13 protein-coding genes are annotated in these 16,307 nt (G+C 43.6%); 4 read left to right on the top strand and 9 right to left on the bottom strand.

The genetic code is table 11. The features are described from left to right. Positions 1 to 41: 41 nt before the first annotated feature. The gene (locus R7E78_RS02150) at positions 42 to 1,097 is read left to right on the top strand and encodes a porin (protein WP_186585564.1); all 1,056 of its coding nucleotides are present in this window, start codon (positions 42 to 44) and stop codon (positions 1,095 to 1,097) included. A gap of 89 nt (positions 1,098 to 1,186) precedes the next feature. On the opposite strand, the gene R7E78_RS02145 is transcribed toward R7E78_RS02150, so the two are convergent. Both R7E78_RS02145 and R7E78_RS02140 read right to left on the bottom strand, forming a co-directional pair. After that, a complete protein-coding gene (locus R7E78_RS02145) occupies positions 1,187 to 1,852 on the bottom strand; it encodes a peptidase E (protein WP_054700563.1) in 666 nt (221 codons plus the stop codon). 37 nt (positions 1,853 to 1,889) lie between these two features. Beyond that, positions 1,890 to 2,801, bottom strand: a complete 912-nt coding sequence (locus R7E78_RS02140) for a LysR family transcriptional regulator (RefSeq protein WP_017635661.1) — start codon at positions 2,799 to 2,801, stop codon at positions 1,890 to 1,892. An 88-nt stretch (positions 2,802 to 2,889) separates the two neighbouring features. Between R7E78_RS02140 and catC the strand changes: the two genes are divergently transcribed. Further along, positions 2,890 to 3,549 (top strand): type C chloramphenicol O-acetyltransferase, encoded by a 660-nt coding sequence (catC, locus tag R7E78_RS02135; RefSeq protein WP_042522290.1) that lies wholly within the window; start codon positions 2,890 to 2,892, stop codon positions 3,547 to 3,549. A gap of 56 nt (positions 3,550 to 3,605) precedes the next feature. Here catC and R7E78_RS02130 read toward each other — a convergent pair whose 3' ends face one another. From R7E78_RS02130 to R7E78_RS02115, 4 genes are all read right to left on the bottom strand, one after another. Beyond that, a complete protein-coding gene (locus R7E78_RS02130; protein ID WP_042522292.1) occupies positions 3,606 to 5,285 on the bottom strand; it encodes a DUF342 domain-containing protein in 1,680 nt (559 codons plus the stop codon). Between the two features lie 251 nt (positions 5,286 to 5,536). Further along, positions 5,537 to 7,564, bottom strand: a complete 2,028-nt coding sequence (locus R7E78_RS02125; protein ID WP_258513904.1) for a tRNA(Met) cytidine acetyltransferase TmcA — start codon at positions 7,562 to 7,564, stop codon at positions 5,537 to 5,539. A 105-nt stretch (positions 7,565 to 7,669) separates the two neighbouring features. Further along, the gene (locus R7E78_RS02120; protein WP_005374504.1) at positions 7,670 to 8,644 is read right to left on the bottom strand and encodes a ParB/RepB/Spo0J family partition protein; all 975 of its coding nucleotides are present in this window, start codon (positions 8,642 to 8,644) and stop codon (positions 7,670 to 7,672) included. Positions 8,645 to 8,651: 7 nt separating this feature from the next. Next, positions 8,652 to 9,869, bottom strand: a complete 1,218-nt coding sequence (locus R7E78_RS02115; protein ID WP_005374503.1) for an AAA family ATPase — start codon at positions 9,867 to 9,869, stop codon at positions 8,652 to 8,654. Positions 9,870 to 11,106: 1,237 nt separating this feature from the next. Here R7E78_RS02115 and R7E78_RS02110 point away from each other — a divergent pair. Beyond that, positions 11,107 to 13,077, top strand: coding sequence for a replication initiator protein RctB domain-containing protein (locus R7E78_RS02110; RefSeq protein ID WP_318057592.1), 1,971 nt, complete (start codon positions 11,107 to 11,109; stop codon positions 13,075 to 13,077). A gap of 289 nt (positions 13,078 to 13,366) precedes the next feature. On the opposite strand, the gene R7E78_RS02105 is transcribed toward R7E78_RS02110, so the two are convergent. The 3 genes from R7E78_RS02105 to R7E78_RS02095 are packed head-to-tail and all read right to left on the bottom strand — an operon-like array spanning position 13,367 to position 15,617. Continuing rightward, positions 13,367 to 13,834: a transcriptional regulator gene (locus R7E78_RS02105; RefSeq protein WP_318057591.1), complete on the bottom strand. Its 468-nt coding sequence runs from the start codon at positions 13,832 to 13,834 to the stop codon at positions 13,367 to 13,369. Beyond that, a complete protein-coding gene (locus tag R7E78_RS02100) occupies positions 13,834 to 14,766 on the bottom strand; it encodes an ATP-binding cassette domain-containing protein (RefSeq protein WP_017821873.1) in 933 nt (310 codons plus the stop codon). The genes R7E78_RS02105 and R7E78_RS02100 overlap by 1 nt, the downstream gene beginning before the upstream one ends. Positions 14,767 to 14,768: 2 nt before the next feature. Beyond that, complete coding sequence (locus R7E78_RS02095; protein ID WP_005374497.1) at positions 14,769 to 15,617, bottom strand: ABC transporter ATP-binding protein; 849 nt, start codon at positions 15,615 to 15,617, stop codon at positions 14,769 to 14,771. A gap of 361 nt (positions 15,618 to 15,978) precedes the next feature. Here R7E78_RS02095 and R7E78_RS02090 point away from each other — a divergent pair, with 361 nt between their 5' ends. Next, entirely contained in the window at positions 15,979 to 16,176 is a 198-nt protein-coding gene (locus R7E78_RS02090; protein ID WP_005374493.1) for a PA3496 family putative envelope integrity protein, read from the top strand. Positions 16,177 to 16,307: the final 131 nt, after the last annotated feature.

Below are 16,307 nucleotides of genomic sequence, written 5' to 3'. Positions count from 1 at the left end.
TTTGTCGTACCTAAAACAATAGAAATGAAAGGTCGTTAATCATGAAAAAGCACATTTTGGCTCTACTTCTCCCAACATTGATGGTATCAAACGCAATGGCAGCGCAGCTGTATCAAGCGGAAGATGGGTCAGTTTTAAATATTTACTCTCGTCTTGGTTTCAATGTCACCAGTAAAAATGATGAGCACGGCGATGCAAATGGCGAGTTTGATGGCCGTATTGGTTTAAACGGTTCACAAACCATCAACGAGTACGCGTCGATCATCGGCCAAGCGCAATACCAAGTGGGTGCCGCTGAATACGCAAACCAAGTAAACGACAAACCGTCTCTGACCGCACGTTATGTATGGGCGGGTATTGATGCGAAAGATTATGGTCGCATTACTGGTGGTCGCGTGGCATCTGGGTTGATTATGTTTACCGACATTGGTGATGTGTTCGCGTCTTCCGATGTTTCTATGGCGCGCCAAGCGAATAAAGTCGACAAAACCGCGACGCAAGTTTTCCGTCAAGATGGCACGCTGCAATACCAAAACAACCTAGGTAATTTCGATTTTTCTGTCGCGTACATTTTAGGAAACAACACTTCTGAGCTCGACTACGGTTACAACACTGCACTGCGTTATACGCTAGACATGGGAAATTTGGGTACCTTGGCACCAGTGGTGGCGATGCAGAAGAATAAAGGTGATGCACGTGAAAGCAACGACACCGATTACACATTCTGGGGCGCAGGTACGCGTTACTACCTAGGTGATTTGATGTTGGGTGCGTTGTACTCGGAAGATGAACTAGAGGGCTATTACTCACAAACCAGTACCGACAAAGTGATGGAATTAACGGCGGTTTACAGTGTAAATGACAAATGGGTACTGCGTGCTGGTTATCGTTCTTTAGAAAACAGTGATGGTGACGAGCTAGAGCTGAAAGATACAACGCTAGAAGTGCAATACAAACTGACGCCTCGTTCTTCTATCTACACAAACTACGTTGATCGTAACGGCTCGCGTGGCTACAGCAATGGACAAGAAGTCTCGTTTGGCGGTGCGCACGCAGACGAAAGCTACTACCACTTAGGTCTGCGTTACGAGCTGTAAGCACGATACTTAATGTAAGTTAGCTGAATCCATGAGCTTCTTCTGTGTCCGGTCAGTAGTTATTGCCTTTAATGCTGATTTGAAGAAGCTCACCCTCGCAATATGTTTTCTTCGTTACCTGTTTTAACCAACACGCCTGCATCAGGGAAGCTGGTGACAGTAGCTAACAATTTTCCATCAACAAAGTGCAATGCCGCATAATCGTGAATGCCATAACAAGTGATGCTCGGTTGAGAACGAGCAAAGGCTTGGAAAACCTCGAACTTCTCACCTACATGAGAAAAATGCGCCGCAGCCAAACCGTCAATAAATCCAAGACAACGCATAACTTGGTATGCTTCGGGATCACTGTCTGTCACCGCAAACTCAAACCAACAAATTGCACCTGCGCTCATGCCACAAATGATGATGCCTTGTTCATAACACTGCTTGAGTATTCTATCGATTCCCCATTCGCGCCAAATGGCCAACATCGAACGCGTATTACCGCCACCGACGTAAATGATGTCTTGTTCAAATAACGTTTCTTTCCAACCAGCTTCAAACTTAAACAGCGGAAAATGGGTCACGTTTTCACTAAGCTTCGCATCGTAAAAACGTTCAATCACTTCATCGGCATCTCCCGTGGCTGTAGGTATAAAACAAATGTTTGGATTCTCCTTACCAGACAAAGACAAAATGTATTGATCGAGCGGGCTCGGATTCTCTCCCATCATCCAGCCCCCACCGCCAATCGCAATACAGTGTTTTCGCATTCCTTTGCTTCCTCAATTGTTGCTAAGTTTGTTGTCGCTATTCGCCGACAGAATATATGTTCCTAAAGTGATCAATGAACGCTCGCGTTCTTCTTGGTAAGTGCTCACGTTTTGGGTAAAGCAGATAAAGCGGCAAAATCGCATCCGTTTGCCATTCTGGCAGCAAACTCACGAGTTTTTCTTTTTGTGCAGGGTCGAGTTTAGCCAGTGCAAATTCATCTAACATGGCTACACCACAGCCAGCCAAAGTAGCATCCAACATGGACTGGACAAGATTAAAACTCAGCGTACTTTCTAACTCAATGCTGCACTGCTGTTGAGTTTGCTTATGCGTAAACGTCCACTTGTCTAACACCAAGTCACGACTTTTATAAAGGATGTGCTCTAAGTCACCAAGCTCCTCTGGCGTACTTACATTTGGTTTATCAGCTAAATACGAGCGATGAGCGATCGGTTTACAGTGTAAAGTGCGTAGCTGATGGCCGACGTATCCCTCTGGGGGAGTATCGGTAAAGTAGAATGCGATATCAAACCCAGCCTCAATCAAGTCGAGAGGTGTCTCTGTGAAGATCACTTCAACACTCACTTGTGGATGTTGCAATCGAAACTCGATCAATGTTTGGCTGAGTAACGCAGCTCCGAAAGAAGCGGACGCCGCTATTCTCAATTTTCCCGATACGATCTCGTTTGCCATGACTTGCTCATTGATCTGCTCAGCGCCTTCGAGCAGTTGCTTTACCTGCTGATAAAACCGCAAACCATCGTAGGTCAAATTAAACTGGCGCGTAGTTCGCTGAATAAGCTGCACCGACAATATGTCTTCAAGCTGTTTAAGTTGCCGACTTACATGCGCATTCGAACAATTCAGTCGCTTTGCTGCACCAGCAATACTTCGTTCCTCACACAAAGCGACGTAAAGTGGTACGTAGCTGAGCCATTTTATTTCCATACAGTAATTCTGAATCTCTAAAATCAAACTACTGGAAATAATAGAAAGCCTCTAAACTCTGTACAACCTAAATTTGAAAGGATGAGTTATGAGTGTTTTCGACACGTGGTTAAAAGGTCAAGTCATTAAAGATCACATCACTAATCCCAATATCATCGTTGGCGATTACAGCTATTACTCGGGCTTCTATCATCAAAAAAGCTTCGAAGAGCAAGCGGTACGCTACTTGTTGGGTGACCCCGTCACACTTCAAGAATGGCAAAGTAGAGAACCCGATAGCATCGACAAATTAATCATTGGCAAGTTTTGTTCCATCGCTTCTGGAGCCACCTTCATGATGGCAGGAAACCAAGGTCATCGCATTGACTGGATTTCGACCTTCCCCTTCTCTCCTGAAGACTTTGGAGAAGGCGTACAAGACGGTTTCGAGCGTGCCGGAGATACAGTGGTGGGGAACGATGTTTGGATTGGCAGCGAGGCGATGATCATGCCCGGAGTAAACATCGGCGATGGAGCCGTCATCGGAGCACGCGCAGTAGTGACGAGAGACGTCCAACCTTATTCGGTGGTGGTTGGAAACAACCAAGTCGTACGTCAACGATTCAGCGATAAAGAGATTGAAACTCTACTCAATATCCAATGGTGGAACTGGCCAATAGAACACATTAAACAAGCAATGAAAGTAATGTGTAGCAGCCAAGTCGGTGCGCTTGCGGACTACTATCAAGAGCACATTGTCGATTTGTAGATAAACAAAAGCCCACACATCTTGTTGCGACGTGTGGGCTCAGTGAGTAAGAAAGCTTAAACCGCAGCGACGTCCTCTTCTTCCAAGTTCGCCGAGACTTTAATTTCGTATTGATTGAAACGGAACGAACAACCGCCATGAGTACGCTTTGTCGTTACTTGCTCGTCGCCAAACTGCACCGTCACACGAGTGAAGACATGCTCTTTGGCTTCGACAATATTTTCTTCTAACGCGACTTCAAAGTCATGTTCCGTTTGTTCTAACTTTTGCTTTATCGCTTCAAGCTGCTCGTTGTTTTGTGTTTTCATCACATCAATCTGAGCTTGTTCTTCGTCGGTACGTTCGGCTTTAGGACGTTTCTTAAATTCGAGCTCTTTACGAATCACATCCATCGTGCCTTCTTGAGCACGTTTGTATCGATCTTTGAGCTCTGCTAATCGCTCCTTAAATGCAGAATATCGCGCGAACGCTTCTACCTTAGTGGCGGTGTCGCCTTCTACGCCCAATTGTAAACACACCACTTTGTCACCGACTTTTGCATCCCCGCCGCTGAGCGTACCGTTCCTACCGTTCGCATCCAGCACCGTCAGATTGCGCCCACAAACAATATCGTTATTCATGCTGTGCACCGCCAACTCAATATCTTCGCCGGCTTGCAAATCACAATATTGGGCGTAGCTGGCACGAATCGAACCTTTGGCTTTGACGTGACAACTCTTTGGCTGACCATCACTCACGGTGTGGCCAATGATCCCTTTACCGACTTGGATGTCGTCTTGTGCTTGTACGTCAGCCGATTCAATGAAGCCGCCTACAGTAATAGAGCCCGTCGCTTTAACAATCATTCCGGATTCAATGTTGCCACCGATAATCACATTCCCTTTGAATTTCACGTGACCTGTATTCACGCCAACGCTATTGAGACAGAGTGCGTTATCAACTTCAATGGTTTTGTCTTTAATTAGAGGTGTACCGGATACCGATGCAATCAATAGGTTTGGGTCGTGCTTGCTTATCTCGGTGCCCTTGCCTGGCTTCATTGGGCTGTCTTTTCCGGCTTGTGGAGGAATCACTCGCCCTTGAACAGTAAAACCAGGCGTGCCTTTGGTCGCAGGCGTTCGGCGCATCACCTCATCGCCTACGCCAACCGCGATAGTTTCACCGAGATTACGTAAATCAATTTTGTCGCTAGCAGATTGGCCGTCTTTGGGTTTGAGGATGCGTTTGGTGATGTCTTTAACAAGAGGAGTAAAAAGAGCGTCTTTGCCTTTGATAGGTTGCTTACCAACCGCTACAGGTTGAGAAAAAGTTTCGCCAGGTTTGAGCTGAGTGCTGACAACCAACACTTTCTTCAAAGCCAGTTTGTTGATGCCTTTCGAAACTCGCGCTTGAGCAAGAGCTTGAACAATCTCGGGGCCACGTAAACCTCGGCCTCCGTACGCACCGACAACGTTCATACTGGCGAGCATGTCATTATTCGACAATTCGACCTCAACTTGTGCGTTGCGTTTTTCTGCAATGACGATGCCTTCGTAAGCTTCAGCTTTACGTTCTTTGGCGCAGTTAATGAACCTAACGACTTCCCCCTCTACAATAAACATCTTTTCAGCGTTCATTGCGACGAGCTGCTCGTTTAATTCATTTTGATTTAGCTCACCACCGAGATCCACTTCACCCGGAAGACGGGCTATCACCTTGATCTTATCTTCAGATAACTCAAGACACAGCTTCCACATACCCTTACCACTTTGCTTCCCATCAACACTTTCAGTCTAACCAAATCCGTTTTCTGAACAAACCTCGCATTTCTTATTATAGGGCTCACGTCACTAAAGAAAGTAATCCATCAATAACGGTTAAACAGGATATTAAGAGAAAACTCGATTTAGCCTAAGGCTCAATCAAAATACACGCTGAAACAAAAAGGAGCTGGATTTACAGTGTAAAATCAGCTCCCAATAATTTCATTTACAGTGTAAATTTCCCTTTATTGTTTACAGTGTAAATCGCTCCAAATGTGTCTTACTTCGTCCCTTAACTGCTGCTCAACTTGCCTTCTTCCAGGTAAACCAAATTGCTGAGCACATTCAGTCCAACTACGGTTAAGAAAAAGCTTACTAATCATCAAGTCGGAAGCAGAGTTCAAACCTAAATTAAGTAACCACTGTTGAAGCCACACAGACACAGACTCATAACTGTTACCACCATCAGCATAACATTCAATTAGTAATAACTTAGCGGGATGAAGTGGACTCATTCCCAAAGGTTGCGGCAATAGAGCTCGAAAAATAGGGGCTTCTAATTTTGGATAGACGTCAGCCACATTGTTAGACAACATTTCTTCAAATAGCGCCTGAGATTGGTCGACCCAAGCCGTCTGTTGGGAATCACAAGGTTTGACCATCAAGACTGAATAACAACCGCTAGCAGCATCGCGCATTGACCCTAAGCGAATTGTACGGAAGTTCGATTGTCGCCAGAAATAGAGCAACTCTTCCGTCGCACCAAAACTCGTGGATAAGTAGGCAATGTGTTTAGCAGCCATTTGCTCAAATTGCTGCAGAATTTTTTGACCAATGCCTTTGCCTTGCAATGCTGGATGAACCGCAATTCTCATGACTCGCAGCGTCGATAGATTCGCGACATTCGGGAATCCTAGGTGGTTTGCAATCGTAATGGGGGCTAAGTGTCCTTTAGGACGACGCTTACCAAGCTGGATTTCTTCAACCAATTCATCGTCAAGGCCCCCCTCTTCGACCGCTAATATCACCCCCACAACCGCATTATCTTGCTTAGCAAAATAGAGCTGACTGTTGTCGTCTTGCAAAAGGTGAATCAAATCATTCGGAGAGGTCTGATAATGAGCATTCACCAAAAGAGCGAAGCACTCACGCAGCAAACTAGGCTGCGATATCAAATTGTTCTTATCGGCTTTAGAAAGGGAAATTGAGTCGACCTGGTTAAGTTGATGGTGCGTTAACTCCGCATCCAACAAAAACGCGTCATAGAGCCATGATTCGAGCGCATCATTCATGCTCCAGCGGATGGGCTGTGTCATGTGCCATGTTTTCATTCCCGAACGCTGTTTCTGAAGCCAATCAACAAATTTAATCGTAAAGCCCCGGCCACAACCTTCATAACCATGAACAGTCGTAGAAAAAACGAGTCGATGATAATGTTCGGTAATGCTTTTGAGCATAGGAACTGGAATTGCAGCCGCTTCATCGACAAGTAACAAATCACATTCAGGTCTGCTCGATAGAAGTTCGTCAGGAGCAATGAATTGAATGGCTCCCTGGCCTGATTCTAATCTGTCCTTCTTAATACGCTGTGCGCTAGGGAGTAAACGTAAAGCATGTTGGTAAACAGGCTCAACGGCTTTTATAGATGGTGCCGTAATTAAGATTCTAAGCGGCTTCTGCTGTAATAAGTTCGCACACGCAATGCCGAGGGCACTTGTTTTTCCGCGCCCACGATCAGCGGTCAAAACTAACGGTCGCTTTCGATGTCCAGTTACCACCTTTTCAATTAGAGAAATGGCATGTTCTTGTTCCGTGTAGTGGCTTTCTTTTTCTGCTTGCTTGATGTCTGGAGCCGTTGGCAATGGTTTGTCTTGCTCAATAACAACGAGCTTCTCCCATTGTTTGTGCATCCATTGCTGAGCAAAATTCGTTGGTTGTCGCGGCTCAGTAATGACAATAAGAAAACCGCCGCCAACCAATGAGCCAAGCGCGGCGGTAAAACTATTGGCGTCAAAGCCATTTCGAGCATCAAACAATAGAACGTCACACTCTCTGCCTAGCAACATGTGCCCTTGTTTAGACGAAACACTGGATACGTTTTTCAAACCAAAATCACCAACAGAAAACCAACGTTGATGGCGCTGCGTTTTATGGAACTCTGACATCAACGCATTTTGCCAAGAAGCCTCGCCTTGAATGACTACACCAATCCTTTGGAAAGATTGGTGAGCTTGATGTTGAAGTGATGAAAGGAAATCAGATTGTGTCTGCATTTTGTCTATCCAACGTTGAACTGACACAATGGTATCACATCTTTAATTTGACGCTTCTCAGATATAAAAAAACCGCCCGGAGGCGGTTGATTCAATCATCATTTGTTATTGCAGTTTGGTTTGTACAAACGCAAGAATCTCTTCCATTAAGCTGTCGTCAACTTTCTTCAAGTTCAACGCCAGGCTGCTACCTTTTCGGCTATAGCTTGCTCGACCTTTTACTAAGTCGACTTTTTCCGTCTTCTTGCCAGGTTTTGCTGGTGCAAGTTCAGTAATCCAATTTTCGATGCTTTCCGTGACTTCTTTTGTCAGACGAGCAACGCCTTGAGCTGTGCTTCGCTGCCATAAAAACCCTTCGCTAGAGCGACATTTATCTAACAGCTCTTGCTGCTGCTCTGGCGTCAGCGTTGAAAACTGTTTGTGCAGTTTCACGATAGTTGGACGACCGAGATCGCCAACATTCGGATACGCTTGAAGCAGTTCTAACGGTAATGCTGCGGCTTTTAAAGCGCCACTTACCAACGCTTCACTGCACTGGAACATTTTTGCCAATGCTTTCTGATCTTCAGCTTCACCACTATCAAGCTTAGCCTGCATCTCTTTCCCTTTTTCATATAAAGAGAGCGGCTTGTGAGCATTTGCCACATCAGACAAAAACTTAGCATGGTCAGTATTGATGTTGTCAGCAACATAAACCAAAAAATCTTGTTCAGCGAGGATACAAGACATGCGACGACGGCTACCATCTAAAACTTCGATCTTGCCATCTTCAGTTCTACGACCTACAGCTGGATATTGTTGGCCACGCTCTTTGAGTGTGACTAAAACATCAGATAAAGCATGTTCATTTAAGAACGATTGCTCACGAGCGTTATCAACAAATACTGTTGTTTCTGTCGCAACTTTATTTGCAGGAATACGCACAAGTTCAAACTGAACAATATTTTCACCTGCAACTGCTAGTTCAATCGTTTGAGCTTTCTCTTTTGCCGCAGTTTGCGCCTCTTGCGGAGTTACAACACGACGCTTATTCGTTTTGCCAAATAATTTCGCGTTTAATTCAGACGTTTTCAAAGCCATTTACTTATTACCCCTGATTCAATGACGGCCAATTAGAGTGCAGGACACGCTCTAATTCCAGTGCGCTTTTATGAACAGCGTCCTGCGCGGTAGCTAGTGTCTTCTTACCGCCTTCAAAATCGCTTACTGTCAGATCAAATACTGTGCTGTAGGTATCGGCACAGGTTTCAAACGCACGGCTACGAGGAATAGTAGCCATCATAACTTGGTCACCTAGAAGATAGTTCATTTCAGTTAAAACAGAAACTTGCTTCTTATTGTCGTCCTCAAACATGGTTGGCATCAAGCGAACAAACTCAAGACCATTCCAGTCCTCCGGGAACATTTCATATACCGTAGGCAAATGCTGGAAGAAGTTTACTGTTGAAGCCCAGTCCAGACGCTTAGCCGCACAAGGAATTAGCAAGGCATTTGATGCATACATCGCATTCCATACTAATGGGTCAACGTGTGGACCGGTATCAATCATAATGATATCGAAGTCATCAGCAATTTTATCAATCAGTTGCTCTTTCAGCAGACGGACGATATCGAGTGATGGGTCTTCAGATAGCGTTTGCCATGCTTCCGCATTAAACATCGCGTCTTCTGGAAACGCTGAAATCGACTTTAAGTTCGGATATTGCGTTGGCAGCAATACGTTTTTACGTAAAAATTCACTGTCAATTTCCACACCATCAGGCACGTTACCCAACATAATGTCTACCGCAGAATAGATATTATCATGCTCTGCCATGCTGATTTGCGGGTTGAGGAATAAACGTAGCGAGCCTTGTGGGTCTAAGTCGATTAAACAAATACGGTATCGTTTATCCAAATTTAGCGCTAAACATGCCGCTAAATGAACCGCGGTCATTGATTTACCTGTACCGCCCTTTTGGTTCTGCACATTAATAATCCAAGGTTTGTTACCTGAATTCTTTTTACGCTCATGAAATTTAGGCACTTCAGCCGCATCCATGAGCATGTGTGCTTCTTCTAACGTAATTGAATAATGATTCGCGTTGTTTTTAGTAAATTGATGCCCAGCGGCTTCCATTTTACCAATCGCGTCGTCGAGCTTACGGCGAGTTAGACCAGAACGGGTTTCCATCATCGCTTTCGACATTGGTGGGAAGTAGTTATCGCTTCGCTCTTCTAAAACAATTTCAATACGGTCAGCTTGAACCTGCTGAGTCAGCTCCGCTAACTCAAGAAGGTTTTCAATCGTTTTTTCTCTTTTCATGCCAAATTCCGTTGGAAGGATTTATAATTGCAATTGTACAGCAGTAAAGACCAAAAACAACAAAAAGGTGCACGAACATTTTGAATTACCATCACATAAAAAAACACCCAAATCGACGCTTTTATGATTTATGGTCAAAAAGATAACTATTTTTAATCAAATAATCTTCTCATAAGTGGACACCTAAACTTAAAAATAAAAAGTGTTACAGCGTCACTCATTTACAATGTAAATCAATTTTCTACCGGAACGATTATAATATTAAGCTAAATTACGGGTTATGTTAGACCAACCTAATTTAAACGATAAATAGTAAGTAATATCGGAACAATAAAGATCTGAACACCTTGATCATGTCTCCGAGCAAAATAGGGCAGTTCCAGCGAAACATCTATGGAAGTATGATCAAGGTATGCTTATGATCATGCTTCCGTGTTAATAAGCAAATCCGAAAGCATGATCATGGAAAAATAGAGCAGAGTACGGTGTAAACACGCAAATAAAATAAGATCCATTAATCGGAAATATGATCAAGCCTTAGAATCTCTCGGAAGCATGAGTTTTCTTCTCTGATTTACGGTTGAGTGCAGACAGAATGGGGGATTGAGCAGAAATTGACGTTATAGAAGCCGGAACAATGAAATTGCTCAAGTTGCTATGATAAATCACGCTCTCATGATCATGCTTCCTGTAAATAAGCAGAGACTAGGATTTACTTCTAAATATGAGCGACTTGAATGTATTTTAATCAGATGAGTGATATCTCATCAATATGGGCGCCAGAACGATAGATATATTGGCTCTTGATCATCGATCCGAGTATAAATAACATCACCAATGCACAATATAATCATCGTGAAGATCATTATTAAATACTGCATCTGTGGATAACCTGTAAAAACATCATGATCATCGTTTCAAGACTCTTTTGATCATCTTTTCATAACCTTAATGATCATGCTTACGAATAAATATGATCATGCTTTCAGGTTATTGTTGATCATACTTTCAGACTTCTTATGATCATAGTTCCGAAATGCATGGAAATAATAGTCTTATAGAACAAAAGCTTAGCGAGAAATGTCAAGCCAGATCATTAGATCATATAATCAATTAAGATCAGATTAATCAAAAAGATCAGTTATTTAAAAACAATCTTTTTTCTTTATTTATGATCTGTTTTTCTTTATTCTTCGGAACCATAGCACAACTACGGCTAGTGTGATCTGGATCTAAAATGACGGCTGATGAAAAAATTCTGATTAAAGCACCGAGAAGCCACAAAGATGGCCATCTTTTTGAGGTACATGAATCCTCTGCGGATTGGGTAGAGCAGTACCAACATTTCAAAGGGGTGACCAAAAGCATCTTAGAGTTGCTTAATCTGATCTCATTACGAGGCTTCAGCAGCAAGGATGGTTTGGTTTCAACCACAGAGATTGTAGAAGCAACAGATGGGCAACTCACACGTGCAGCTCTGCAACAACGTTTGCGCGCGGCAGTAAATATTGGTTTATTTACTCAAACTCCAGTGCGTTTTGAAGAGGGACTTGCTGGTAAAACGATGCTACATAAATTTGTGAATCCCAATCAGCTTATATCTGTGTTGGGAGCAACAAGTCTTGTTACCGACAAAGTTCGCCAGAACGAGAAACAAAAACGTTCGAAAGCATTGGCTCAGACTCAAGTAAACAAACGTTTGTTGAATGAGCACGGGTTAAACACACCTCCCACGATGAAAGATGAAGCCGATCAATTTGTTGTATCTCCAACAAATTGGGCTGGGATAATTGACCAAGCACTTGCGCCACCAAGAACTCGAAAAAGTTATCAGAAATCCATGGTGTCGATCTCTGGCACAAAAGCCGTTATTGAGACGCGATCATCCAAAAATATCATGACTGTGGATGATCTCATGACCCTGTTCGCTCTCTTCACGTTAACGGTTCAGTATCATGATCATCACAAAGATCAGTATCAGCTTGATGCTGCTCACGTACCAAACAAAACGCCGCTATACATCACTGATATTTTGTCGCTCAGAGGCAAAAAAGACAGTGGCCCAGCTCGTGATTCCATTCGCGATAGCATTGATCGCATTGAATTCACTGATTTTCAGCTCCATGAACTTACTGGACGTTGGCTAAGTGAAAACATGCCCGAAGGCTTTAAGAGTGACCGCTTCCGCTTCTTAGCCCGTACCATCACGGCTTCAGAAGAAGCGCCCGTTGAGGGCAGTGATGGCGAAATTCGTATTAAACCCAACTTATACATCTTGGTGTGGGAACCGTCGTTCTACGAAGAACTACTAACACGCGATTATTTCTTCTTGTTCCCACCAGAGATCTTGAAACAACATACTTTGGTGTTTCAACTGTACTCTTTCTTCCGTAGTCGCATGGTTCGTCGTCACACGGATTGCATGCTACTGAGTGAGTTAAACCAGAAACTTGCACGTAACATTGAATGGCGACGTTTCTCCATGGATCTGATCCGAGAACTAAAGCGGTTGTCTGATGGAAAAGGGAATGATGATCTATTCGTCGTTAATTTGTGGGGTTATCACCTGAAGATCGAAACCATGATCGAAAATGACAAAGTGATGGACTACCAGATCGACATCAAATGTGATGTCGAAGAGGTCTTACGTTACTCGCGAGCGCGAACGACCAACGCAGGAAAGCGTAACATGGCGCCTACGCTGCCAAATCCACTTCGTAATGAGATGGTAACCCGACAACAGCTTGAGGAGCTCTCAGGCATCATAGACGGCGAATTTGAGCCCATTCAACGCAAAGCACCGTCTCCAAGAGGAAATTTAGGGCGACGCGTGAAGCAAAGAAAACATTTGGTAGAGATCAATGCTGATGAGATCACCATTACTCTATCTAAATATACCTCACCAGAGGCTCTAGAACGCAGTATAACGGCTTTGTCTGCGATGACAGGGCACTCCTATGCCTCAATCAAAGAAGAGTGCTCAGATTACATAGAGAAGCTCGATTGGCTAAGGGTAGGGGATGAGCCGATTCCTTATGAGACATTAAGTAAAACCGTCGAGCTGTTTAACACCCAGAACGATGTTAAGCATCTTACCATCGAGCGCTTGATTGCGGGGTTAGCGGTGCGTCGGAAAGTTTGTCGTCAAATCTTCGATGGTCACATGGATGAAATGGTATTTCGTGCCTTGGATGAAATGGCGATTTAAAAGTGTCGCTTGATGTGTATCAAGCTATAGGTGTGATGTATCGGTTTGAAATGTAACAATGTCTTTCGATGATAAAAAACAGACTTAACTCTTACAAACCACTGACATTAGAAGCCAAGCCTAATACTACTATTTATCCCGAATAGACAACCTTTTGTCCTTTCTGATGATTAATAGATTGGCTCATATTGTTACATTCATTCTGAATAGACTTCGCGAGTTTCTCCTCAGGAAACTCGCTTTTTTTTGCCTAAAATTCCGCTAATTAAGCCTTGATCATTTTTCCGGACTAATGAGGTAAACCTTGATCATGCTTCTTGGGTGCATTCCAATGTAATGAACGCATCAACGCAACATGTGATTCGATTAAGCTATGGGCTTGTTCCTGCCACTTGTTTTGATCACACTGCTGATTACAAAACTCTAACGCCACAACGGTGAGATGCTGAAGTCGTCTCAAACACCAATCTTTGATCAGAATATCAGTCGAGACTTGGCATGCTGCTTGTTCAAGCTTTGCACTCGTATAAAGCAAGGTTTGATATGCTTTCTGAGGGTCTTGGTAGCTTGCATGTTGAAACACGCGTAAACATCCATCCAACCAGCAAGCAATCGCTTTACTTTGAAGATCACTCAATTCGGGTCCAAACACGTCATCAGGCACCTGATATAAGATCGTTTCCAATTTTTCTACTTGATCATGTTTCCGCTGTTCGTACCACATGGCGATTTGATCTTGCCAAGTACTCAAATCCATTACGCTGCCTCAGTCCATTGTTTTACATAGTGATTTGGCCCTATTTGATCAAATTCGTCGACAATTATGCTGCTACGTTGACGAATTTCATCGGCATCTATCGAATAGTTTGGCTCATTTTTCACTAAGTTACCAAAAGGTAAGTCAGGATCAGGAACGGCAGAAATCAACAGCTTAGTATAAGGATGCTGCGGATTCTTAAGTATTGAATGAGTGTCGCCCCATTCAACGATTTGCCCTTTGTACATTACTGCGGTTTCTTCCGCGATGTAGTGCGCAGTCGCCAGATCATGTGTGATGTATAAAAAACCAATTCCCAGTTCTTGCTTCATTCGTTGCATTAAATTCAACACTCCCAAGCGAATAGAAACATCCAGCATAGACGTAGGCTCATCCGCAAGAATGATTTGCGAACCTACCGCTAAAGCCCTTGCTAAGTTTACTCGCTGACGTTGCCCACCACTGAGTTCGTGAGGGAACTTATTCAATGTCTCTTCAGGTAGTTCCACCAGCTTTAGAAGCTCTTCCAAGCGGGCTGGGATGTCGCGCTCGTTTTTGACTTGTTTATGAATTTTTAAAGGACGTGTTAGGTGATGGCGAATGGTATGAGTTGGATTGAGAGAGCCAAACGGATCTTGAAACACCATTTGTACTTTACTGCGATATTCTTGTAGAGCCGATCGTGACGTGATCTCATTTATGTCAGTGCCATTGAAAAGGATCTCGCCTTCCGTTGCAGGATAGACTTTGGTTATTAAACGAGCGCAAGTACTCTTACCGCAGCCTGACTCTCCAACCAAAGCCAAGGTTTTTCCTGCGTACAGATCAAAAGTCACTCCTTGAAGCGCACGAAAGGTTTCCTCTTTCGCTAAACCACCGCCCACTTTGAATTCTTTAATCACATTTTTCATTTGGATGATAGGCTGGCTCATGGTTACGCTCCTTGTAACTCTGGTTGTTTGTGGACGTCATGGATGTTTGGGAAAGAAGCCCATAGCTTTTGCGTGTAGGGGTGTTGAGGATGATTGCGTATATCGTATGCTCGATTGACTTCGACGATTTCTCCGTGACGCATGATTGCAATTCGATCACATAGTTGGCTCATGAGTGCCAGGTCATGAGTGATAAAGAGGACTGAAAAACCGAACTCATCTCTAAGCTGATAAATTTGCTGTAAAATTTCTCTCTGTACCACTACATCTAATGCTGTTGTGGGTTCATCCATAATGATCAGTTTTGGATTTAGAGACAAAGCAATGGCTATCACCAAGCGCTGACGCATTCCTCCTGAAAATTGATGAGGATATTCTGCTAAGCGTTCTCGAGGAATATTGACCAAGTCCAACAACTTTTCTGCTCTATCTTTTGCTTGAGCGTTAGTGAGGCCTTGATGGTGTCGTAACACATCTGCAAATTGCTCTTGTATCGTTAAGACAGGGTTGAGTGAGTTCATCGCGCTCTGGAACACCATGGCGATTTCACTCCACCTTAGAGCGGTCAGTTCAGAGTCTGAGATACTAAGGATATCTTTGCCATCAAACCATATTTTACCGCCAGAAATGAACGCTGGCGGCTTATGAAGACGATTTATTGAGAATGCGATTGTGCTTTTACCACATCCAGATTCACCGGCAAGACCAAATACTTCGCCTTTGCCGATATCAAAGCTGACGGACTTTACCGCATTAAAATCACCATTATCAGTGATGTAATCGACGCACAAATCTCGGATCTGGATGACCGGGTCATTGTGGTATGCATGACTTAAGTTAATACCATCCATATAAACACCTTATCAATCTAAAAGATAATTATTATCATTATCAGGTGTGGCGGTTTTTAGAAAGTATCAAGCTATGAATCAGTGAAGTGACTCGAAAGTTAGGTGAAACAGGAAGTGGTGTAATGCGTCGTTGATAAAACTAAAGAAGAGCAGAATTGAGAGCTAGATAAGCACACTTTTCGTAGGGGTAATTACTCAAATTTAATCGTAAATTTGTCCCTTGGCAAAACTTAAATGATGAATCTATTAAGGAGTTAACGAAAGGGCGGGAGGGGTCACATTTCCCTACAGTTTTTCTTACCACCTTGTTCCGGTTTTGCTATAGATTACGCATCGAAAACATGGTGTGTTCGGAGGAAATATGTCCATTAATTCTATCGACCATGACGAGATGACCAACATCGCTCACAAATGGGAATTACCTGATGAGGAAACCGTTGTGAAGCCAGAGAAAACAGTGAAATCAGCAGAAGCCAGAAGACGCATTGAAGCGTTACGTGAGATCCGTGAAAGTGGGTTGACCATTGAAGAAGCAAGGGAGCTTGGCTTGATACACTGATCGCCTCAGGTTGGTTTAGCAACCCATAGGGTAGTCGACGGACTGCCCTTTTTATTTTCAGCCCTAAACCACCTACTTCAGTAGGTGGTTATCATCCGCTTCGGCTTTGCCTGTAAAACTACTCATGCTAA

The sequence above is a fragment of the Vibrio sp. YT-19(2023) genome (assembly GCF_033337395.1).
This window is presented reverse-complemented; position numbering and strand designations above follow the sequence as displayed.